Raw genomic sequence first — 22,326 nt, 5'->3', positions numbered from 1 at the left:
GGGTAGGGATCATGGATAAACACTCAATCATACATCGAATAACGGAAACGAAAGTTGTAGCTGTTATCCGGGGACAGGATGCAAAGGAGGCGGCACAGCTTTCTAAAGCTGCTGTGGAAGGCGGTGTTCGGGCAATCGAATTGACTTATACAACACCGGGAATTGAAGAAGCTTTCAAAGAACTGCAAAATACGGAAGCACTCTTAGGGGCAGGCTCCGTACTTGATTCTGAAACGGCACGACATGCGATTTTAGCTGGCGCCAATTTTATCGTCAGTCCCTATTTTGTCAATGCCGTAGCCGAACTTTGTAATCGATACGGCGTTCCCTATATGCCTGGTTGCATGACAATTAGAGAAATGGCTACATCATTGGAAGCAGGTTGTGATGTTTTAAAGTTATTTCCGGCAAACCATTTCGAACCTTCTTTCATCAAGTCGGTTAATGGTCCACTGCCCAATGTAAGGATCATGCCAACCGGCGGAATTAATTTAGATAACATGAAGGACTGGCTTAATGCAGGCGCGGTAGCAATCGGTATCGGCAGTGACTTGAACAAAGCCTATCAGAATGGCGGCTATGAGGCCGCAGTGGAGTTAAGCAAAAAATACATGCAGAAAATTGCGGAATGATGGAGGTGCATGATGAACATTACATTTAGATGGTACGGGAAAGACAATGATACTGTTACATTGGAGCACATTAAACAGATTCCCGGAGTGAAAGGGATTGTCTGGGCACTACACCAAAAACCTGTTGGTGAGGTATGGGAAAAGGAAGAAATTAAAAAAGAAATCGAGTATATCCAATCATTTGGTTTTCACACGGATGTCGTAGAAAGTGTAAATGTCCATGAATCGATTAAATTGGGTAACGAAGATCGTATGATATATATATAGAAATACAAAGAGACGATCCGGAATCTTTCGGAAGCAGGAGTGAAGGTCATTTGTTATAACTTCATGCCGATCTTTGATTGGACTCGGACTGAAATGTTCCATCCTTTGGAAGATGGTTCAACTGCCCTGTTTTATGAAAAGGCGAAAGTTGATACGTTAGATCCACAAGATTTAATTCGTACGGTAACGGAAGCCTCAGATTTAACTTTACCAGGTTGGGAACCAGAAAAGATGGATCAAATCTCTGAATTATTCGAAGCATACAAAACTGTGGACGAAGAGCAGCTGTGGGCGAATCTTGAAATATTCCTAAAGGAAATATTACCTGTTGCCGAGGCTTGCGGTATAAAAATGGCAATACACCCGGATGATCCGCCATGGTCCATTTTTGGCTTGCCAAGAATCATCACCGGAGAGTCAAGCTATGAAAAACTGATCTCGATTTCGGATTCACCGTCGAATGCGTTCACCATGTGTACAGGCTCGATGGGGGCAAACCCTGAAAATGATATGGTCCAAGTGGCTAAAAAGTATGCAAACCGTTCGCCTTTCTCCCATATAAGAAATGTGAAGATTTATGAAAATGGTGACTTTGTGGAAACATCCCATCATACCCAGGATGGATCCATCAATATACAGGGCGTCGTGGAAGAATTGAATAAGCAAAATTATACTGGTTATGTCAGACCGGATCATGGCCGCCATATATGGGGTGAAGAGTGCCGCCCAGGTTACGGTTTATATGACCGAGCATTGGGAATCATGTATTTGCTCGGATTATGGGATGCATATGAAGCTGGTAAATCAGGTGGGGAATCATGATTCCCATCCATGAAAACTTAACGAACAGGGTGGCAGTGATCACTGGAGGCAGCGGTGTTTTATGTTCCAAAATGGCTGTGGAATTGGCACGTCATGGTGTCAAGATAGCTATATTGAACAGAACGGCAGAAAAAGGGCAAGAAGTGGTCGGCCTGATTGAACAAGCAGGGGGGACTGCGATATCAATCGCGGCAGATGTTTTGAATAGAACCTCATTGGAGGATGCAAGAGGGAGAATAATAGAAACGTTCGGAAGAGTGGATCTATTGATAAATGGAGCGGGAGGCAATCATCCTGATGCCATTACAGCTCCAGAGAAATATGGGGAAGAAGCAGAAGGAAAATCATTTTTTGATCTGGATGAAGATGGTTTCTCCCAAGTTTTTGCCAGTAATTTCACCGGTACATTTTTGGCAAGTCAGGTTTTTGGAAAAGAATTATTGCAAGTGGAAGCACCAGTTATCGTAAATGTATCTTCCATGAGCGCCTACGCTCCAATGACTAAAGTACCAGCATATAGTGCTGCCAAAGCTTCGATAAATAATTTTACCATGTGGATGGCTGTTCATTTTGCCGAAGAAGGTTTACGGGTGAATGCCATTGCTCCAGGATTCTTTTTGACGAAGCAAAATCGGGATCTTTTACTTAATGAAGATGGCAGCCTGACGGCAAGGTCTGATAAAATCATTACTTCAACACCCATGAAGCGTTTCGGGCAGCCGGAAGATTTACTTGGTACCTTGCTTTGGCTCGTTGATGAATCCTATTCGGGCTTTGTCACAGGAATTACGGTACCGGTCGATGGGGGCTTCATGGCATACTCGGGCGTCTGAAGCCAGGTCCAATAAAAAGGCGAACAAGTTAACGTGATTAAATTAGTTCCACGGGTTGGGAAATTGTCTTTTTTCTGCATCAGAAGGTGATTGTAAAGCTTTACTTATTATAATAGAATATTCCTTATATATAAGCCATTTTGGTATTAGGCAGAGAATTGAAATCACACGACAGGAATGAATGAAATGAAAACCATTACAATTACTGATGTCGCCAATCACGCGAAAGTATCAAAAAGTACAGTTTCTCAATACCTGAACAAACGCTATGAATATATGAGTGAAAAAACAAGGAAAAAAATTGAAGAAACAATAGAAGAGTTAAACTATCAGCCTAATATAATAGCGCGCAGTTTAAAGCAAAAATCCACTTTTACCGTTGGGGTAGTGGTTGCCAATATCCTTCACACGTTTTCAACGCAAGTTATTAGAGCTATAGAAAACTACTTTTATGAACAAGGGTTCCACATTATCGTATGCAATGCAGATGACAATCCTGAAAAGGAAAAGAATTATATTGAAATGCTAAGGGCTAAACAAGTGGATGGGATCATCATTTTCCCCACAGGGGACAATCTTGATTTATATCAACGTATGAAGAGTGATCTATTCCCGATTGTTTTCATGGATAGGACGATCGAAGAATTGAATATTGCTACAGTCATGCTCGATAATCACCTTGCTTCCAAGTTAGCGGTCGATCGGTTTATTGAAAAGGGTTTTGAAAACATTGCAATCATAACCACTTCAATAATACGCGATATCAGTCCTCGAATCGAACGGATCCAAGGTTACAAGGATTCACTCGAGTCACATGGGATACCATTCAATTCAGAATACATTAAAACTGTGAATGCAGATGAAATTCCGGTTGCACTTTCAGAATTTTTCGAATTGGAAAAGCCGCCTCAAGCCATATTGGCAGGTAATGATATCGTACTTAATGAAGTATTGCGTTTTATGAAACAGCACGAAATCAATATACCTGATGACATAGCAGTCATAGGAATCGATGATGTTCCGTATGCCAGTTTCTATACACCGACCATCACAACGGTTAATCAGCCGGCCATTGAAATGGCCAACTTGGCAGCAGAGTTACTGCTTAGTCAAATCAATAAAACAGGAAAAGAGGATACAAGCGTCCATCGCTTGAAACCGACTTTGCTTTCAAGGAATTCTTGCTAGAACCGGATGTAAGAATTCCTGTGAAAAAGAAAGCGCTTTTTTTACGGGGATTCTAAACCGATTTAGTTATGGGTCATATAGGCTTTACTCTTGGTTATTAAATGGAAACGTTTCCAAAAATGCTGCTGCTTTTATAGAAACGTATAGGGGGGTACTTTATGTTTTCAAATGGTAGAGGAATGGTTATCGTTTTCTTGTTCTTGGCAGGGGTAATAAATTATCTGGACCGATCTGCACTGTCCATTGCAGCTCCGTTCATCCAAGATGATTTATCCTTAACAGCAACACAGATGGGAATTATCTTTAGTAGCTTTTCAGTTGGTTATGCCGTATTTAACTTCCTTGGAGGCATGGCGTCCGATAAATGGGGTGCAAAGCTTACGCTTTTCGTGGCGATGATCGTTTGGTCTTTATTCAGTGGTGCACTTGTGCTGGCTGTCGGTTTTGCCAGTATGATAGTCATCCGCATCCTGTTTGGGATGGGTGAAGGCCCTCTTTCAGCCACCATCAATAAAATGGTCAATAACTGGTTCCCGGCAAATCAACGGGCATCTGTCGTTGGTTTGACGAATAGCGGGACTCCGCTTGGTGGCGCCATTGCAGGTCCGATAGTTGGATTCATTGCAATCTCATATGGATGGAGAGTTTCTTTCATTGCCATAATGATAATTGGTTCTTATATGGGCGGTTTGCTGGTGGAAGTTCGTTAAAGAAAAACCACAAGAGTCAAAAGAGCAGAAACATACAGGAAAATCTTATGTAGCGGCAACATCGGAAGAAAAGGTGAAATTCACCTTTTATTTAAAACAAAAAACGGTTTTATTTACAGCTCTAGCCTTTTTTTCCTACAACTATATTCTCTTCTTTTTCTTAACTTGGTTCCCAAGCTATTTGGTGGATGCACGCGGCCTAAGTGTGGAAAATATGAGTATCATTACAGTGATTCCTTGGATATTTGGATTCATCGGACTTGCTTTGGGTGGATTCGTATCGGATTTCTTCTTTAAAAAATTCGCTCAAAAAGGTGTTTTATTCTCACGTAAACTCGTGCTTGTAACATGTTTGTTCTTATCGGCAGTATGTATCGGGTTTGCCGGGCTTGTATCGACGACACTCAGTGCGGTAACGCTTGTCGCACTTTCCGTCTTCTTCCTATATTTGACTGGTGCCATTTACTGGGCAATCGTCAACGATGTCGTAGACCCTGGTAATGTTGGATCTGTTGGAGGTTTTATGCATTTCTTGGCAAATACAGCAGGAATCATCGGACCGACTTTAACAGGATACATTGTCGATACCTCAGGCACATACACAGTTGCATTCTTGCTTGCAGGTGGATTGGCCATCGTTGCATCGCTTGCAGTCATCCGTTTTGTACGACCGATAGTAAAGCCTGCGTAATAGATTGTTAGAATGGAAGTGTCTCCCAAAGGGAAGACACTTCCATTTTTCATGTGTATTAGGCACGCCTAGCGAATCCGATTTTCTCTTCGAAATGTAGCTGGTGTCTTTTCATTGTATTTCTTAAAGGTACGATAAAATTGGGGCATGCTTTCAAAACCACACATTTCAGCAATATTGGCAATGGTGTGATTCGTTTCCAGCAAAAGTTCCTTTGCCTTGATGATTCTTTTCGTGTTTAGATACACGATTAAGCCAATTCCAGTCGTTTCCTTAAAAACTCTGCTGAAATGAGCGGGACTGACCAAAGCTTTTTGTGCAAGTGCCGTCAGTGTTAATGGTTCATCAATATGTTCATTAATATAGATTAAAATATCTTTGATCCATTCTGAACTATAGCTGCCCTGGGATAAATCTTCTTTGCCATTTATCCGGGTGCGGTATAAATCAAGTATGATCTGGTGAACGATCAGCAAACAAGCATGTCTCGAGCCTATTGATTGGCTAGTTGTTTCTTGCAGGATGAGCTGTAGCTGTTCCTCCATCTTTACTTGTTTCTTCTGCGGCAATGATATTTTATAATTCTTACTCTTTTTTGTCAGATCAAACAAGTGCAAATATGAAAAAGAATCATCAACCACATCTTTATATATTAATGTGGGACTGAAAAAAATAATGGTGGAGGTGACAGGGTCTTCCTTATTCGGTAATGCCCTATGAATGGTATTATTCGGGATCAGGAATACATCCCCTTGCTGCATATCATAAAACACATCACCGATAAAAAAGGTCCCTTTACCGTTATAAACATAAACAATTTCATAATGGTCATGCATATGATCGGACAATTCATTCTGGGGACTTTTCGTATCTTGATAGACAAAAGAGAATGGGAAGAGTAAATCATGGTTTAATGCATTATGAATTTTTTTCATTTGTTCATCTCCTGAAAGTATAATACAACAAGAATGAGTATATTTATAGCAAAATTCGCAATTTATATTTCATAAATTGATGTTAAAATTAAAATAGATTTAAAAATTAAAAAATTCAAGGAAAAATGAAAGGGCTTTCGGAATGGAGTGACGTTTGGTTCTGAACGTCTTATTCATGATAAGGAGGGACAGAATGAATAAATATGTTCAATTGCATTCAAATGATGATGTTGTTATTTCCTTGGAGTGGATTCATAAAGGACAGAGTCTCCAGATTCAAACAGACAGGGGAATGATTCATATCAAGGCAAATGACGACATTCCTAAAGGGCATAAGATGTTAGTGAAACCGGTTAAACGAGCTGAGGACGTAATCAAATTTGGCTACTCGATCGGAAAAGCTAAAGAAGATATCGCCATTGGCGATTGGGTTCACACCCATAATCTAGCATCCGGTTTGCATGGTATATTGGATTATTCCTATCAACCTAGCATTCAAGATACAAAAGAGCCAAGTGAAAATCATACCTTCCAAGGATATATCCGAGAAAATGGGGAAGTGGGCATCCGGAATGAAATCTGGATCATCAATACGGTAGGTTGCATCAATAAAACATGTGAACTTCTAGCTAAAATGGGCAATGAGCAGTTTGAAAATCGTCAAATCGATGGGGTTCATCACTTTTCCCATCCCTACGGTTGTTCTCAATTGGGAGATGATTTGACCCATACGCAGAAACTATTGGCAGCCTTGGCTCAACACCCAAATGCAGCAGGGGTTTTAGTTGTGGGATTAGGGTGTGAGAACAATCAAATCGAATCATTTAAAGAAGTCATAGGTGACTTTCCTCCTAATCGGATTAAATTTTTAAAAGCCCAGGAGGTTCAAGATGAATTGGAGAGCGGCTTACGTTTAATGGGGGAATTAGTGGAATATGCGGAAGGGTTCGTACGCCAGGAAGTACCGGTTTCAAAGTTGAAAATAGGCTTGAAGTGCGGGGGTTCCGATGGTTTTTCAGGCATTACCGCTAATCCATTGGTTGGTGCGGTTTCCGACTTAATAGTAGAAAATGGCGGGACCACGATATTGACAGAGGTTCCTGAGATGTTTGGAGCGGAAACGATATTGATGAACAGGGCAGGGGATGAAGAAACCTTTAAGAAAATCGTTGGCCTTATTAATGATTTCAAACAGTATTTCATTCGCCATGATCAGGAAATTTATGAAAACCCTTCACCTGGAAACAAGGAGGGCGGCATAAGTACACTGGAGGAAAAATCACTTGGATGCACGCAAAAAGGGGGCCATGCCACTGTAGTGGATGTAAGCCCGTATGGACAACGAGTAGTGAAGCATGGTTTGAATTTAATCAATTCTCCTGGAAATGACCTGATTTCGGTAACGGCTTTGGCAGCAGCCGGCGCACATATCGTTCTATTCACTACGGGAAGAGGAACGCCATTTGGGGGACCGGTGCCAACTGTAAAAATAGCTACGAATTCGGATTTAGCCGATCGTAAGAAGCACTGGATTGATTATAATGCCGGGCGGTTGATAGAAGGTCAAAAGATCGATGAATTAAAGGACGATTTATTCCACTACATTCTTGAGCTTTCATCCGGTAAAAAGAAAACGAATAATGAAAAATTCGGATATAGGGAGATAAGCATCTTTAAAGAAGGAGTCATTCTCTAAGACATACACAATATCTATCAAGTTATTAAAAAGGAGTGTTAATCAGTGAAAAGTATCGTTTGTGAACAACCTTTTGAATTTAAGATGATACAGTCGGAAAAACCCGTACCAAACTTAGGGGAAGCTTTGATTCGTGTGCGGCGCATAGGTATATGCGGTACAGATATTCATGCCTATGGAGGCAATCAACCCTTTTTTAGCTATCCTCGAATACTTGGCCATGAATTATCCGGTTATATTGAGTCCATACCGGAAAATGAATCAGGGCTTAATGTCGGGGATCAAGTATCGATCATCCCCTATATGGAATGTGGAGAATGCCTGGCTTGCAGAAGTGGAAAAACGAACTGCTGTACGGATATGAAAGTGTTGGGTGTACATGCTGAAGGCGGCATGAGTGAGTGGATTACGGTTCCTTATAATCATTTGGTGAAAACCGAGGGTCTCACACTTGACCAATCCGCAATGATAGAGCCTTTAAGTATAGGGGCTCACGCAGTTAGGCGCGCTGCTATTCATAAAGGGGAATTTGCACTTGTAATTGGTGCTGGACCCATTGGCTTGGGAGTCATGGCATTCGCTAAAGAACAAGGTGCGAAGGTGATCGCAATGGATGTAAATGATGAACGCCTTGCATTTGCCGGCAAATGGGCAAATGCCGATTATACTTTGAACGTTTTGGATAATCCAATGGAGAAATTAGCCCAATTGACGAATGGAGATATGCCAAGCGTGGTATTTGATGCGACAGGTAATGCAAAATCAATGATGGATTCATTTAAATATCCTGCTCACGGCGGAAGATTGATTTATGTAGGTTTAGTTAAAGCAGATATTTCCTTTAATGATCCAGAATTCCACAGTAAAGAGCTTACATTAATGGGAAGCCGCAATGCAACAAGGGATGACTTTGATTATGTCGTGAATACGCTGAAAAATGATTTGTTGGATATGAGCCAGTATATTACACACCGCACACATTTGGATGAAATGATCAATCAGTTTGAAGGTTGGTTAACTCCTGAAGCTAAAGTGATCAAGGCAATTGTCGAAATATGAGCATTAGGTATGCTGTCGTAAAGGCAACCACATAAAACGCAATCCGAATTGGATATTTCTATTAGAAAGGAGTTCCTTGATCATGAACATTAATAAAAGTCAACTGCAACGTCTGAGTAAAGATACAAAAGCTGTCCAATATTCACATATGATGGATTTTCCCATAAAAGTATTGCAGATTGGGGAGGGGAATTTTCTTCGTGGCTTCTTTGATTGGATGATTCATGAATGTAATAAACAAGGTCATTTCATGGGAAGTATTGCAGTTACCCAGCCCCGCCCCGCCGGAAAAGGGAAAATAGAGGAAGTAAAGCGGCAAGATGGACTGTATACGTTAATGTTACGTGGTTTTCACCAATGCGAAAAAGTGGAACATACAGAGATCATTTCCGTTTTTTCAAAGGTGATTGATCCATATGAAGAATGGATGGAATTTTTAGCACTATCAGAAAATCCTGAATTGGAATTTGTAGTTTCCAACACGACTGAAGCAGGGCTCAAATACCAGCAGATTCCTTTGGAAGAAGGAAAGCCGATTGAATCTTATCCAGGAAAGCTGACTGCTTTTTTGTATCATCGTTATCTGTATTTCAACGGAGATGCAAAAAAAGGACTGATCATGCTTCCATGTGAGCTTTTAGAGAGAAATGGTGATTCATTGAAGCAATATGTTCTTAAGCATAGCAGGGATTGGGATTTACCAAAGCCATTCATGGAGTGGGTGGACCGGGACAACCTATTCCTAAACTCGCTTGTAGACCGTATCGTTACAGGATTCCCAGCCAATGAGTCGGACAACCTATTTGCGGCATGGGGATATAAGGATACCCTGCTAAATACGGCAGAACCCTACCATTTATGGGCTATTGAAGGTGACCCTTGTATTGATCAACGTCTTCCTTTACAACAATCCGGCTTAAATGTGCATTGGGTAAAAGATTTGACACCTTATCAAATGAGGAAGGTAAGGATACTTAATGGTTCACATACCTTGTTGGCTCCTTTAGGCATTTTATCTGGATTGGAAGAAGTAAAACAGGCAATCGATCATCCGGAATTCAACCAATTTCTGAGCAATGCCATCGAAAAGGAAATAATTCCTTCATTACCTTTTGATCAAAATGAGATGATGCAATATGGGGAAAGTGTTCTTGAGCGATTTAAGAATCCTTTTGTACATCACCTCCTGGCCGATATTTCGCTGAACAGTATTTCGAAGTTCAAGGCTCGTCTCCTGCCTACCTTGGAGGAATATCATAAGGCGAAAGGAAGGCTGCCCGACTGTATCGTAAGAGGTTTTTCGGGCCTGATCCGATTTTATAGAGTTAACGAAACCAAGGGGAGTTATATTGGTAAAAGCTTTGCGGGTAAAGTCTATGTCGTTAAAGATGATATAAAGGCAATTGAATTTTTCAGGGAACAATGGCTTCGTTATGAGAGGGAAGAACTCCCGCTTAGACAATTGGTAGAGGCAACCTTAAGTAATCAATATCTATGGGGGAAGGATTTGAGCGATATCCCGAACCTTGGAAACGAATTATGCCAATATCTAGAAGGGATGATTGACTGAAATTATCCGTTGAAAGGATTTGGACAAGGTTAAGTTCATTTAATATCATTCCTATCTATTATTTTTTTCTTTATTTTATTTGTATTTTTGGTATACTGAATTAGTGATATTTTTTCTTGGTAGTTTCCTAATGGAAAGATATTAAAAGAATTACATATTCTTTATTCCCGTGAAGGGGAGTAGCGTCAGGGATAACCTGAAATAAAGTCGTCATTACGTGGGAATCCCACCGGCTTTATTGGCCTAATTCATTTAGTGCTTAGCGAGACCTTTGCCATTTATGGCAGAGGTCTCTTTATTTTTGTGAAAAGGAGGAAATTATGTTGGATTTTTTAACAGGTGAATTCATTTCAGGACTTTTAGCGATCATTATGATAGATTTGGTTCTAGCCGGTGATAATGCGATCCTTATTGGATTGGCTGCAAGAAAGCTTCCAAAAGAACAGCAAAAAAAGGTGATAATATGGGGAGCGGTCGGGGCAATAGTGATAAGGATCATCGCAACGCTGCTGGTTGTTTGGCTCTTAGAGGTGCCAGGACTGCATTTAATAGGGGGATTACTTCTTGTATGGATTGCTTATAAGCTCCTTATCGATGAAGAAGAACATGATGTGAAGCCTGCAGACTCGATGTGGGCTGCCATAAAAACTATCATTATTGCAGATGCATTGATGGGATTGGACAATGTCCTAGCTGTGGCAGGTGCTTCTCATGGTAACTTCACTTTAGTGGTAATCGGTTTACTTGTATCAATTCCAGTAGTGATGTATGGAAGCACTTTGATCCTTAAACTGATCGAACGCTTCCCATTCATCATAATAATTGGTGCGGGAATACTAGGCTGGACAGCTGCTAAAATGATCGTAGCTGAACCTTTCATGCACGACTACTTTGCAAATCCCTTCATTAAATATGGATTTGAAGCAATAGTGGTGATTGGAATCCTGGTTGCCGGGATTTCAAGACAGAAAAATATCGAAAAAGAAAAAGCAAACAGAGAAAAATTGCAAATCGAACGTAATGGATAATCGATACAAAGAGACCTTTCGAAATGAAAGGTCTCTTCTTTTTGTCTGCTCCATATAAGTACAAAACAAGAAAAAGGATGTACCAAAGTCAGCACATTGGTACATCCTTTTGCGAATTAGGAAACGATAACATGCATTTCAATCACGATATCTGAGCCAAATGATCATATGGTGCATTCATTCTTTTATTTAGTTTAAGTTAATCCATACACTTTTGACTTCCGTATAATTATCCAAAGCATAACTGCCCATTTCCCGACCGATTCCACTTTGTTTATAACCGCCAAATGGGGAAGCCGCGTCAAATGCGTTATAGCAGTTTACCCAAACTGTACCCGCTTTTAATTCATTAGCCACATAATGGGCTTTTTTTACATCCTGTGTCCATAAACCTGCAGCCAATCCATATTCTGAGTTATTTGCACGGTTTATCACATCATCCAAATCGTCAAAAGGCATCGCAGCTACAACAGGACCGAAGATTTCTTCTTTAGCGATTGTCATTTCATCTTCAACGCCTGCAAATATTGTAGGCGTTACAAAATAACCCTCACCTTGTCCGTAATTGCCCCCGGTAACCACTTCAGCTCCTTCAGATTTTCCTTTTTCAATATAACCGCCGACTCTTTCCATTTGTTCACTGGATACCAAAGGCCCTATCTGGGTAGATGGATCAAGACCGGCCCCTTGTTTAATGTTCTTTGCATGGGACACTAGGTCAGCTACCACGTTATCATAGGATTTCTTTTGAATGTACAGGCGGGAACCGGCACAGCAGACTTGTCCTTGATTAAACATGATGCCCATTAAAGCTCCAGGAATGGCTTTACTCATATCTGCATCCGGTAAAATGATATTAGGTGATTTTCCGCCTAATTCCAACGAGATTTTTTTCACGGTTCCCGAAGCTTGGCGCATGATCATTTTCCCTACTGAGGTTGAACCGGTAAAGGCAATTTTATCGACATCAGGATGGTCTACAAGCGGAGACCCAGCTGTTTCACCAAATCCAGGTATGACATTGAGAACGCCAGGAGGAAAACCTGCTTCAAGCGCCAATTGACCTAAATATAATGCTGAAAGCGGCGTTTGCTCCGCTGGTTTTAATACGATCGTACATCCGGTTGCAAGGGCTGCGCCTAATTTCCATGCGGCCATAAGTAAAGGGAAATTCCAAGGGATGATCTGCCCTACCACCCCGACTGCTTCATGACGGGTATAATTGAAGTAATTCCCAGCAACAGGTATTGTTTGTCCCACTATCTTAGTGGTCCATCCAGCATAATAACGGAAGTGATCGATTGCAAGGGGGACATCGGCATTGGTGGTTTCGCCAATCGGCTTGCCATTATCCAGGGTATCCAATTGTGCTAACGCTTCTTTATGTTCCTCCATGAGGTCCGCTAATTTATAAATGAGGCGACTGCGTTCCGATGCACTCATTTTTTTCCATGGACCGTTGTCGAAAGCCTTACGCGCTGCTTTGACTGCTTTATCTACATCTTCCGGACCTGCTTCACTCACAACCGCTAAAACCTTGCCGTTTGAAGGATCGAGGGTCTCAAAGGTTTTTCCTGAAGCAGCTTCCACCAATTCCCCATTAATCAAAAGCTTTTTAGTTCCCTTCAAGAATTCTTGCACTCTTGGATTAAGCTTAATAGTTTGTTCCATGTATAATACCCCTTTTCATTTGGATTTTAAGTTCGATATTTGTTCGGACAATGGCGTTCCTCTAAGTAAAAGGACCAGGCATAATCTTATGTTTTTGATATCTTTCTCTTTGGCTGACTTGCAGCAAGTCTGAATATCTTTAAAAACTGGATTACTTGAATTCTTTCCCCCCTTATCATAAGGAATCAATTTCTCGACATGTAATTATGCAAGACTTATGCCATCACAAAAAACCAATGATACCAGCTAAAGAAGATGCTGGAGGGACATGGGAAGGTAGCAAACTGTTCCATATTGGAACAGGAAGTTGTACCAATATGGAACAAAAAAGTTTAGTAGTTGGCATAATGCGTTTTCATTTTGGTGGATATCTGAATTTTCTGCTATAATTAAACTGAATGAACGAACCCTGAATGCTCTGAAACTTTTGATTACATAGAGTTTTGAAATTGAATAAAAAACAGTGGCCGATTTACTGGATTATACATACGGGGAGGATTATTCAATGTCTGTTAATATAAGCGCGGATAAAGGAACCGTACCGGGATTTATTCAAGAATCATGGCAGCGGTGCATTTCGAAGGGCCTTCAGCCAAGCATGATGGATAAGGAAGATATGCTTGGTGCATTTGAGTTGGCCGAATACCACGATCGATATGCGGAACTCCTGTACCATTCTTCTCCCATTTTAGAAGAGGTTTATCGCTCGATTAATGGTTTGGAGTCCATTTTATTACTTGCTGCTCCTGAAGGATATATCATCGAAACAGTTGGGGATCCAGCTTTCATTCGACATGCAGATAATGTTTCCCTGAGAAAAGGGGCCAATTGGCTAGAGGAATCAAAAGGAACAAATGCAATAGGAACAGCCATAGTAGAGAAAAACCCTGTACTAATTCATGGCAGTCAACACTTTCATCAGGATAACCATTTCCTTACTTGTGCCGCATCGCCCATTTATCACCCTGAGGGGCATCTGCTTGGTGTTCTGAATTTAAGCAGTCATCAACAGAATTATCATCCTTTTTCCATTAGTTTAGTTCAGAGGGTGGCTGATAGCATCAAACAAGCACTCTTATTGTCACATACACAAAAAAGGGAGAAAAACCTTTATTTTATATATGATTCATACCCTGATCCGTTAATTACCCTTGATAAAGAGGGAAAAGTTACAGATCTCAATATAGCGGCGTCACATGTTATCGGCACAATGGAAAAACGAGTATCGAATATAATATCAGGAACAGACCCACTTGTTTTAGAACAGAAGGTTTCAATTAAAGACCAGGAATTCCTGGTTCAAACCCTTGGCAAAAATATAGAACATCAATCCTCCGTGATCGTAAGGTTAAAAAAACAAAAATTGTTTGATGGTTTAAAAACTAATCGTTATCAATTTACCGATATAATAAGTAATGATCCGCAAATGAATCAAACCATATCCATTGCTAAAAGAGCTGCAGCGCTTGATATCAGCCTGCTAATCACTGGGGAGAGCGGAACGGGAAAAGAGCTGTTCGCTCAATCCATTCATGGGGTTAGCTTAAGAAGTGATAAGCCATTCATCGCCATCAATTGCAGCGCAATTCCCGAAAACTTATTGGAAAGTGAGTTATTTGGATATGAAAAGGGTGCCTTTACTGGCGCAAAAAGCGGCGGGCATAAGGGGAAATTCGAAGCTGCAGATGGCGGAACCCTGTTTTTGGATGAAATCGGGGACATGCCGCTTAAAGCTCAAGTGACTCTGCTCCGCGTGCTTCAGGAACGATGTGTGACGCGTGTCGGAGGGCATGCTTCCATTCCAATCGATGTAAGGGTCATTGCCGCCACCAACAAAGACTTACAAAAAGAAATTGAAGCTGGAGAATTCCGAGCTGATCTATTTTTCCGACTTTGTGGATTATCTTTAAAACTTCCAAATCTAAGGAGTCGTAAAGATTTATTGCTGTTAGCAAAATATATTTTAGCGGATTTACCTTATAAGAGCGAACATGCAGAACTAACTGACGAAGCTAAAACATTCATTTTGGAATATTCGTGGCCAGGTAATTTCCGTGAATTGCAAAATGTGCTGGGACAGGCTGCATTCCTAGCTGATAATGGCCCGATTACAAGGGAATTGCTTGCGGCACTTTGTCCTGTTTCTTCCATGACACATGAGGAAGGGGCAAATGCCGATCGAGAACCAAGAAACTTTCAAGAACAAGAAACCCTACTTATCAGGAATGCATTGGAACGAACAAATGGGAATATCAGTAACGCAGCGAAACAGCTCGACATCGGCCGCAATACGCTATATAGAAAAATGAAAAAATATGGAATCAACCCTCAAAAGTAAGAGACTCTCAGTATATAAAAAAATATGAAGAATCTTTTTATGACAATTTCAGATTCCCGACCTGATATGGTCGGTTCTTTGTTATCGCAAGTAACTATATGCGGACCAGCATACCTGTTTCCTTATAAGCTACATTTCACCTTGAAAAACAATAAATAATGAAGTGCAGGATATCAAAATCTCATATAGAATGATGTTATTGATGTAGTAACTAAATTCCGCAAGGGGATGTGTGATCAATAGTATGGAGTTGTCATCTGAACATAAGAAGTATAAACATGTATTGATTCAATATTTGGAAGAAAATGAATCTGTGTTTTTAAATGAATGGAACGAGACTATTAAGATCAATGAAATAGACCCCTACAAAGAAAGAATTAAGGAAAATGGTTATGGGATGTACTCACTGGTCATCCAAACGTTCAAGGAGGTATTGTCTGATGATGTGCTGATAAAATTGGCTTACCGGGTTGCAAAAGAACGTCTTGAAGCAAATATCAACATTGGGGATTTTCTATATAATATCAATTTAGGGAGAAATATCATAATCAGAAATGTTTTTGGCGCCAATATCCCAATTAAATATATGCAGAGATTCATTAATGACATTAACCTGCACTTTGATACGTTCAGCTACCATGCAGTAACTAGATATACGAATCTTACAAATGAAGTGATTGAGGAAAAAAAGTCTTATATTAGTGAAAACCACAAAGATAAATTAGCGGTACTGGGTCAAATATCATCAAGCTTTGTACATGAGTTCCGTAACCCTCTTACAGCAATCATGGGGTTCAATAAATTACTGAAGAGGGAGAATCCCGACTTGAAATATTTGGATATCATTGATTATGAGTTAAATCAGCTGAATTTCAGGATAACCCAATTCCTCCATACCTCTAAATCTGATTTTAATGAGGAACAAAGAGAGGAAATTTCCGTACTAAAGTTAATTAAAGAAATACAAGAATTGACTTATGCAAATATTGTGGATGCCAGCGTTAATGTGGAAATAGATATTTATCCAAACTTCGTCATGACAGCGAGCAAGGATGGGTTAAAACAAGTGTTTTTGAATCTTTTTATAAATTCCATTGATGCCTTAAAGGATAAGGAACATCCTAGAATTTTGAGGATAAACTCTATAATTGAGGCGAATGAAAGAATAATTCGAATTTCAAATAATGGACCGGCCATTGCCAGTGAATTGATCGAATCTATTTTTGAGCCCTTTGTCACAACGAAAGAGTTAGGAACGGGAATTGGATTATACGTGTGTAAAAAGATCATTGAAAGTAATGATGGATATATGAATTGTGTCTCCAATGAAAATTTAACCACATTCAGCATCCATTTCCCTGAAGTTCAGAATTGAATCATATGTGTTTCAACCATATCATAGGATAATTTTCACAGCATTATATACATATCGAATTTTTTCGAAGCTTGTAAACATAGTATTTTAATTATTAGCAGGAGGGCATTCCGGTTCTGCCGGTATTTTACATAAAATCATTCTCAGTGAAAATAAATCTATTTGGAAGATGCCAAGAAATCACAATTAGGATTTTAGCATCTTCTTTTTTATCCCGGTTATTTTTCAGTATATATGTGTCGAAATAGTAAAAGAAAACAAATAAATTGTCATTTTTTGATTCGATTATGAATCAAAAAGGGTCGATAATTAATGTATGAATCGGAAATTGAATTTATAATTCAAAATTGAATCGTTTTAAATACATAAAAGCGTTAAACCCTAATAAAATAACTATCCTTTTTTTGGCATGGATATTGCTTTTATTTTATATATGTACAAAATTTTAGTGAGAGAGGGTGCTTTTATTTATTAAAAAAGAAGTGTAAGGAAAGAGAGGATAGAGCTGGGTAACTATATTTTTACATAAAAGGACTCAACAAAAAGCAAAAAGTGAAAATCAGCAAGGTTCTTTGTACTTTCCGTTGAGATCTGATGTTAGTAAAGAGGGAGTATAAATAGAAAAGCGGTTACGGTTAATAGAGTATACTGTGCAATATACATATTTCGATAGTGAATTTGGCCTCATTACATTGTTATTGAATGAAAGATTTCTACTAAGGTACCCATGAGCAAAGGTTTACTGCTTACAAAACGGTAATTAGACAGTTTTAAAGGATGGTGACAATAGTGGCACTTCAAACAAATGAATTGAAACATGGTCTCAAGACCAGGCATGTCACAATGATTTCCATTGGCGGGGTAATTGGGGCAGGACTATTTATCGGAAGCGGAACAATAATAGATTCAGCTGGGCCTGGTGCTATTTTATCGTATATAATTGCAGGATTGATGATCGTGCTTATAATGCGTATGCTGGGTGAAATGGCTGTGGTAAATCCTGATAGCGGATCCTTTTCAACATATGCGCATCAAGCATTTGGTCCCTGGGCCGGATACACGATCGGCTGGTTATACTGGTTCAACTGGGTTATCATCATTGCTATAGAAACTACGTTATTGGGTACTATGATTCATGATTGGTTTCCTGGTATACCCATGTGGGCTGCTAGTCTATCCTTCCCTATATTAATGACGATTACGAATATCTATTCAGTTAAAGCTTATGGGGAATTTGAATACTGGTTAGCTTTCATGAAAGTGGCTGCCATTGTAATATTCCTCTTCCTGGGTGCCGCCATGATTTTCGGATTAGTTCCGGGTTTTGATTCACCAGGCCTTTCAAACATTACAGGAGATGGAGGATTTTTACCAAAAGGTTTTCTGCCTGTCCTTCTTAGTGTGATATTCATTACTTTCTCTTTATCGGGAAGTGAGGTAGCTGCCATTGCTGCAGGAGAGTCTGAAAACCCTGAAAAAAATATTATTAGAGCCATAAACAGTGTTGTATGGCGTCTCCTTCTTTTCTTTGTTGGTTCAGTGACCGTGTTGGTTCTCGTAATCCCCCAAGGTGCTGAAGATTTACTGAAAACCCCCTATGCCAGCGTATTTGACATGGCAGGCCTGCCGGCAGCGGGGCAAATCATGAATATCGTAATCTTCACTTCATTGCTTTCTGTTTTGAATTCAGGCCTATATACAAGCTCTCGTATGTTATATTCTTTATCAAAAAAAGGTGATGCACCGAAAATCCTTTCCCGAGTGAATAAGCGGGGAATCCCGATTTGGGCGTTAATGGCAAGTGTTTTCTTTGCTTATGTGTTCACGACATTTAAATTTGTTTCTCCTGATAAATTGTTTGCTTTTCTCGCAAACAGCTCTGGAGGAGTCACTATGATCATGTATATCTTTATCGCATTTTCTCATCTATATTTACGGAAAAAGACGGAAAAAGAAAACCCAGGGACACTCAAAGTGAAAATGTGGCTATTCCCTTATTTAACCTACGTGACCATTGCCGTATTATTTATAATATTCGTTGCTCAAGCGTTTATTGATTCCATGAGATTGCAATTTTTTCTTACAACCCTTCTCACGATTCTAGTAATTGGGTCATACTTTCTGTTTTATCATAAGAAAAAGGAAATTACTCCTGAACAAGATGCAAAACTAAAAAAAATTCACGTTAAGGAAGGGTAAAGTAGTTTTTCCAATTACAGAAATAAAAGATTGACTATTCAAATAAAAAGGCTGCTCTTAGTGGGCAGCTTTTTTCTGGTTCCAAAAATGATCGCATTCATTTCATGGAAAGGATTTAAGCGTATTCGGATTTCTGGCTGCAATCAACCCATGACGATACTCATTCATTTGCAACTTTGAAATCCTTTGCTAGAATATAATCTATAGAAAAGATTAGGAGTGGTTACTGTGGCTGAAACTCCAGCTGAAGATTTGATTCATTATATCGCACCAAAAGGAGAATATATCCCTTTTTTAGATGATACGGACTATATCGCTAAAGGACTGGAATGGAAATTATTCACTGCCCGTTCGGTAAAAAGAGAACTAGTATATAAAAGCGGAAGTTTTCAAGCAAAAGTCAAATTGGCAGGTTATGAACAATATGGCAACGGACTGGACACTGTAGTCGTTCAATTTGAAAATGGTAAGCTTAGTTGCATTAACCCTTCCTATTTAAAGGAAATGCAAAGCTCCAGTTTCGGAAAAGAATTGTTGAGTGGACCTGTTTCGGAAACCGCCGCAGTTCCAAGTGAAACTGAGCAGGTAATGGAAGCGCCAATTACGGAAAACGCCGATCAACTAAGTGAAGAACCAAAAAAGGCAAAGGCCAAAACTAAAAAAACGACAGCAAAACCTAAGTTGGACTTACCTGGGGAAAAAGTGCATTTCACCGCGACCGTCAAGGAGTTTACGGCGAAAATGAACCATTTCACTGGTGAAGAAGATGAAGTCATACTATTAGAGAATGTCAAAGTGACAACGGAACCTGAATTGACCATCGGCGATGCTTGGTGTGGATATAGCAAGACATTGAAAAAAGCTGAGCTCGAAGAAGGGGACAAAATCGAATTTGATGGAAAAGTGGTCGACAAAAAATATAATAAAGAAATACGCTATAAAGTAAATAATCCATCTAAGTTAGTGAAAAAGGAAGGATAAACGCTTGAAGTTCTTGGATGATATGGAGTAAGCCGCCGCTTACTCCTTTTTTGTTTCATTAATCAGTCTTCTAAAGAAATGGATGCGTTCATTGTGAACTAATTAGAATAGATGAGTCCGATTCTGGAATATATTCGTTTGTGGGAGATATAACTTAAAAACCAAAGTAATGCAAATTATTCGCCAATCGTATAGTTAAGGGTTTCGCTTTTGTGGTTTCATATATTCCAGTGTTGGGGATAATACATTATGAAAATGGATTTATAAAAAGATTAGGGGGGGTTTTTAAATGAAAGAATTATTTCGGTTATTGAAACAAGGTAATAAATCGGCGTTCATTGCTGCCTGTGTGAATAGTATCATCGCTGTGCTAAAGGGGATTGCTTACTTCATGACAGGGAATGTAGCTATGTTTGCTGAAACTTTACATACTTTGGGCGATGCTGCGAATCAGTTTTTCGTCTTCATTGGTTCCGCACTAAGTAAAAAGGCACCAACTGATCGATTCCCTGATGGTTTTGGACGTTTGGTTAACCTCGTATTATTAGGGGCAGTATTGGTTGTCGGGATCATGTCTTATGAAACGATTAAAGAAGGGTTTCATCACATTTTGCACCCTGCAGAATCAACTGGTATCCTTATTAACTTGTCCGTCCTTTCGTTAGCGGTTGTGTTGGAATCATATGTATTATTTAAAGCGATGAAAGAAGTGGTGCATGAGACTGGAATCGAAGCTAAAGGAGCAGCCGTCATATTTAAGAGCTTCTCTGGTTTAAAAAGAGCAAAACCAGCTACGAAATTGGTATTCATGGAAGATATGGTAGCGACCGGTGGCGGGGTGCTTGCGATAATTGCCATTTTATTAGCAAACTTCACTCCCTTCATCCAAGCGGAAGGAGTTGCTTCCGTCATGATCGGTCTCGGTATGTTTTATGTGGTTGGAAGGGTTTTTCTTGATAATGCTGCAGGTGCTCTTGGGGAAGCCGATATTGAAATGCGACAAAAAATCGGTACGATGGTCATGGATGATCCAGACGTAAGGGATATACAGAAACTGGCCGTATTAAAAGAAGGGGAAGACTTCCATGTTGAACTTGAAGTCGAACTTGATCCCCATATTTCAATCGCCCAAGCGGATGACATTAAAGATCGGCTGTTTAATGAGATATTCAAGGAAAGAGGGGTAACGGATGTCATTATAGAATTTGATGAAAATGATGGTGTCCCAAAATGGGAAGGTCAAATAAAAAAAGAATTGAATGAAATGAAAAAAGACAGGGAGTAGAAAGAATGGCAGAATATAAAGTGTCATGATAGAAATTTGTTGGGTTATAAATATCATGACACTAATGATAATGCCTGTTCAATTCTTCACGTACTTTCCTTACGTATGCATTATAAGCTATCATGGACTTAGTTACATAAAGAAGGATTATGAAAGGGTGAAAAAGATTGGAGAAACAAGATATTAAGCTAGTTGCACTTGATATGGATGGCACGCTTCTCAATAAGGCTGGAGAGATATCTGAAGAAAATCGCAGAGCGATAAAAGAAGCCGAAAATCAAGGGGTTTTTGTGGTATTGAGCACAGGAAGATCCTATGCGACATGCAGTGATTTTGCAAAGTCAATGGAACTTCAATCATACCTCATTACGGTAAACGGAAGCGAAATTTACGATAATCAAGGAAAACTGGTGGAAAGGAATATCGTCGATAGCGATTCCATACAATGGATGTGGGAATTAAGCCAAAAACATGGTACTCATTTCTGGGCAATAAGCTGCGATAATATTTACAGGGCTGAAATGCCTGAGAAAATCCATGATTCGCAATGGCTTAAATTCGGATTTGATACAGATGATGAAAGCATTCGCAAAATCATCATGGATGAACTGGTATCAAAAGGAAACTTTGAAATAAGTAATTCAAGCCCGACGAATATTGAAGTGAATGCCATGGGCGTAAATAAAGCGAAAGCGATAAAGCTCGTATGTTCATTACTCGATATTACTATGGATAATGTTATGGCAGTGGGTGACAGCCTTAATGACCTTGCAATGATTTCTGAAGCAAAAGTGGGTGTGGCAATGGGAAACGCCCAAGAAATTGTGAAAGAAAAAGCAGACTGGGTTACAGCGACAAACGAAGAAGATGGTGTGGCTAAGGCCATTCGCAAATGGGTGCTTTCAAATTGAATCGACACTGTATATGGGAACTACTCCATATACAGTTTTTTTATTAAAATGGCGCTGCCGAATTAATTTCTTGAAAATTGTGTATTTTAGAAGTATGATAATCTTGTAGTGTTATATTTTGGTAATATATTAATA

15 protein-coding genes and 2 pseudogenes are annotated in these 22,326 nt (G+C 39.6%); 15 read left to right on the top strand and 2 right to left on the bottom strand.

Annotated elements, in window-relative coordinates:
- Window positions 1-11: 11 nt before the first annotated feature.
- The 5 genes and pseudogenes from ABC374_RS12715 to ABC374_RS12695 all read left to right on the top strand — a co-directional run bounded on the left by ABC374_RS12715 (window position 12) and on the right by ABC374_RS12695 (window position 5,143).
- Window positions 12-632 (top strand): bifunctional 2-keto-4-hydroxyglutarate aldolase/2-keto-3-deoxy-6-phosphogluconate aldolase, encoded by a 621-nt coding sequence (locus ABC374_RS12715; RefSeq protein WP_350298975.1) that lies wholly within the window; start codon window positions 12-14, stop codon window positions 630-632.
- A 12-nt stretch (window positions 633-644) separates the two neighbouring features.
- Window positions 645-1,721 (top strand): annotated as a pseudogene (gene uxuA, locus ABC374_RS12710) (mannonate dehydratase).
- Window positions 1,718-2,554 carry an SDR family oxidoreductase gene (locus ABC374_RS12705; RefSeq protein WP_350298973.1) on the top strand — a complete coding sequence of 279 codons (837 nt, stop codon included), beginning with the start codon at window positions 1,718-1,720 and terminating at the stop codon, window positions 2,552-2,554. The pseudogene uxuA and the gene ABC374_RS12705 overlap by 4 nt, the downstream one beginning before the upstream one ends.
- Before the next feature lie 186 nt (window positions 2,555-2,740).
- Window positions 2,741-3,742: a LacI family DNA-binding transcriptional regulator gene (locus ABC374_RS12700; protein ID WP_413018124.1), complete on the top strand. Its 1,002-nt coding sequence runs from the start codon at window positions 2,741-2,743 to the stop codon at window positions 3,740-3,742.
- Between the two features lie 158 nt (window positions 3,743-3,900).
- Window positions 3,901-5,143 (top strand): annotated as a pseudogene (locus ABC374_RS12695) (MFS transporter).
- Between the two features lie 68 nt (window positions 5,144-5,211).
- On the opposite strand, the gene ABC374_RS12690 reads toward ABC374_RS12695, so the two are convergent.
- On the bottom strand, window positions 5,212-6,078 hold the full coding sequence (locus ABC374_RS12690) for a helix-turn-helix domain-containing protein (protein WP_413018122.1): 867 nt from the start codon (window positions 6,076-6,078) through the stop codon (window positions 5,212-5,214).
- 193 nt (window positions 6,079-6,271) lie between these two features.
- Between ABC374_RS12690 and ABC374_RS12685 the strand changes: the two genes are divergently transcribed.
- The 4 genes from ABC374_RS12685 to ABC374_RS12670 all read left to right on the top strand — a co-directional run bounded on the left by ABC374_RS12685 (window position 6,272) and on the right by ABC374_RS12670 (window position 11,431).
- Window positions 6,272-7,774: a UxaA family hydrolase gene (locus ABC374_RS12685; RefSeq protein WP_413018120.1), complete on the top strand. Its 1,503-nt coding sequence runs from the start codon at window positions 6,272-6,274 to the stop codon at window positions 7,772-7,774.
- A 45-nt stretch (window positions 7,775-7,819) separates the two neighbouring features.
- Complete coding sequence (locus tag ABC374_RS12680; protein ID WP_413018118.1) at window positions 7,820-8,833, top strand: zinc-binding alcohol dehydrogenase family protein; 1,014 nt, start codon at window positions 7,820-7,822, stop codon at window positions 8,831-8,833.
- A gap of 82 nt (window positions 8,834-8,915) precedes the next feature.
- Complete coding sequence (locus ABC374_RS12675; protein WP_413018116.1) at window positions 8,916-10,403, top strand: tagaturonate reductase; 1,488 nt, start codon at window positions 8,916-8,918, stop codon at window positions 10,401-10,403.
- A gap of 323 nt (window positions 10,404-10,726) precedes the next feature.
- The gene (locus tag ABC374_RS12670; protein WP_350302880.1) at window positions 10,727-11,431 is read left to right on the top strand and encodes a TerC family protein; all 705 of its coding nucleotides are present in this window, start codon (window positions 10,727-10,729) and stop codon (window positions 11,429-11,431) included.
- 189 nt (window positions 11,432-11,620) lie between these two features.
- Here the strand turns inward: ABC374_RS12670 and ABC374_RS12665 are convergent, their stop codons facing one another.
- Window positions 11,621-13,102, bottom strand: a complete 1,482-nt coding sequence (locus tag ABC374_RS12665) for an aldehyde dehydrogenase family protein (protein ID WP_241590872.1) — start codon at window positions 13,100-13,102, stop codon at window positions 11,621-11,623.
- Between the two features lie 505 nt (window positions 13,103-13,607).
- Here ABC374_RS12665 and ABC374_RS12660 point away from each other — a divergent pair.
- The 6 genes from ABC374_RS12660 (at window position 13,608) to ABC374_RS12635 (ending at window position 22,191) form a co-directional block, all read left to right on the top strand.
- Window positions 13,608-15,440: a sigma-54-dependent Fis family transcriptional regulator gene (locus tag ABC374_RS12660; protein WP_413018114.1), complete on the top strand. Its 1,833-nt coding sequence runs from the start codon at window positions 13,608-13,610 to the stop codon at window positions 15,438-15,440.
- A 232-nt stretch (window positions 15,441-15,672) separates the two neighbouring features.
- Window positions 15,673-16,815 (top strand): histidine kinase N-terminal domain-containing protein, encoded by a 1,143-nt coding sequence (locus ABC374_RS12655; RefSeq protein ID WP_413018112.1) that lies wholly within the window; start codon window positions 15,673-15,675, stop codon window positions 16,813-16,815.
- Between the two features lie 780 nt (window positions 16,816-17,595).
- Entirely contained in the window at window positions 17,596-19,014 is a 1,419-nt protein-coding gene (locus ABC374_RS12650; RefSeq protein ID WP_413020337.1) for an amino acid permease, read from the top strand.
- 228 nt (window positions 19,015-19,242) lie between these two features.
- Window positions 19,243-19,995 carry a hypothetical protein gene (locus ABC374_RS12645; protein ID WP_413018110.1) on the top strand — a complete coding sequence of 251 codons (753 nt, stop codon included), beginning with the start codon at window positions 19,243-19,245 and terminating at the stop codon, window positions 19,993-19,995.
- Window positions 19,996-20,284: 289 nt separating this feature from the next.
- Window positions 20,285-21,280 (top strand): cation diffusion facilitator family transporter, encoded by a 996-nt coding sequence (locus tag ABC374_RS12640; protein WP_350298963.1) that lies wholly within the window; start codon window positions 20,285-20,287, stop codon window positions 21,278-21,280.
- 167 nt (window positions 21,281-21,447) lie between these two features.
- Window positions 21,448-22,191 carry a Cof-type HAD-IIB family hydrolase gene (locus tag ABC374_RS12635; protein WP_350298962.1) on the top strand — a complete coding sequence of 248 codons (744 nt, stop codon included), beginning with the start codon at window positions 21,448-21,450 and terminating at the stop codon, window positions 22,189-22,191.
- The last annotated feature ends 135 nt before the right edge of the window (window positions 22,192-22,326 follow it).

Source organism: Peribacillus phoenicis (assembly GCF_047238085.1).
In the GTDB taxonomy this organism is placed as follows: Bacteria; Bacillota; Bacilli; order Bacillales; family DSM-1321; genus Peribacillus.
Note: the sequence above shows the minus strand (reverse complement) of the source record. Positions and strands in the feature narration are given on the sequence as shown.

Bases quoted from the DNA above. Each gene is read 5' to 3' on its own strand.
- ABC374_RS12640 (WP_350298963.1), top strand. From the start codon at position 20,285: ATGAAAGAATTATTTCGGTTATTGAAACAAGGTAATAAATCGGCGTTC.
- ABC374_RS12685 (WP_413018120.1), top strand. From the start codon at position 6,272: ATGAATAAATATGTTCAATTGCATTCAAATGATGATGTTGTTATTTCC.
- ABC374_RS12690 (WP_413018122.1), bottom strand. From the start codon at position 6,078: ATGAAAAAAATTCATAATGCATTAAACCATGATTTACTCTTCCCATTC.
- ABC374_RS12715 (WP_350298975.1), top strand. From the start codon at position 12: ATGGATAAACACTCAATCATACATCGAATAACGGAAACGAAAGTTGTA.
- ABC374_RS12705 (WP_350298973.1), top strand. From the start codon at position 1,718: ATGATTCCCATCCATGAAAACTTAACGAACAGGGTGGCAGTGATCACT.
- ABC374_RS12700 (WP_413018124.1), top strand. From the start codon at position 2,741: ATGAAAACCATTACAATTACTGATGTCGCCAATCACGCGAAAGTATCA.
- ABC374_RS12665 (WP_241590872.1), bottom strand. From the start codon at position 13,102: ATGGAACAAACTATTAAGCTTAATCCAAGAGTGCAAGAATTCTTGAAG.
- ABC374_RS12675 (WP_413018116.1), top strand. From the start codon at position 8,916: ATGAACATTAATAAAAGTCAACTGCAACGTCTGAGTAAAGATACAAAA.
- ABC374_RS12660 (WP_413018114.1), top strand. From the start codon at position 13,608: ATGTCTGTTAATATAAGCGCGGATAAAGGAACCGTACCGGGATTTATT.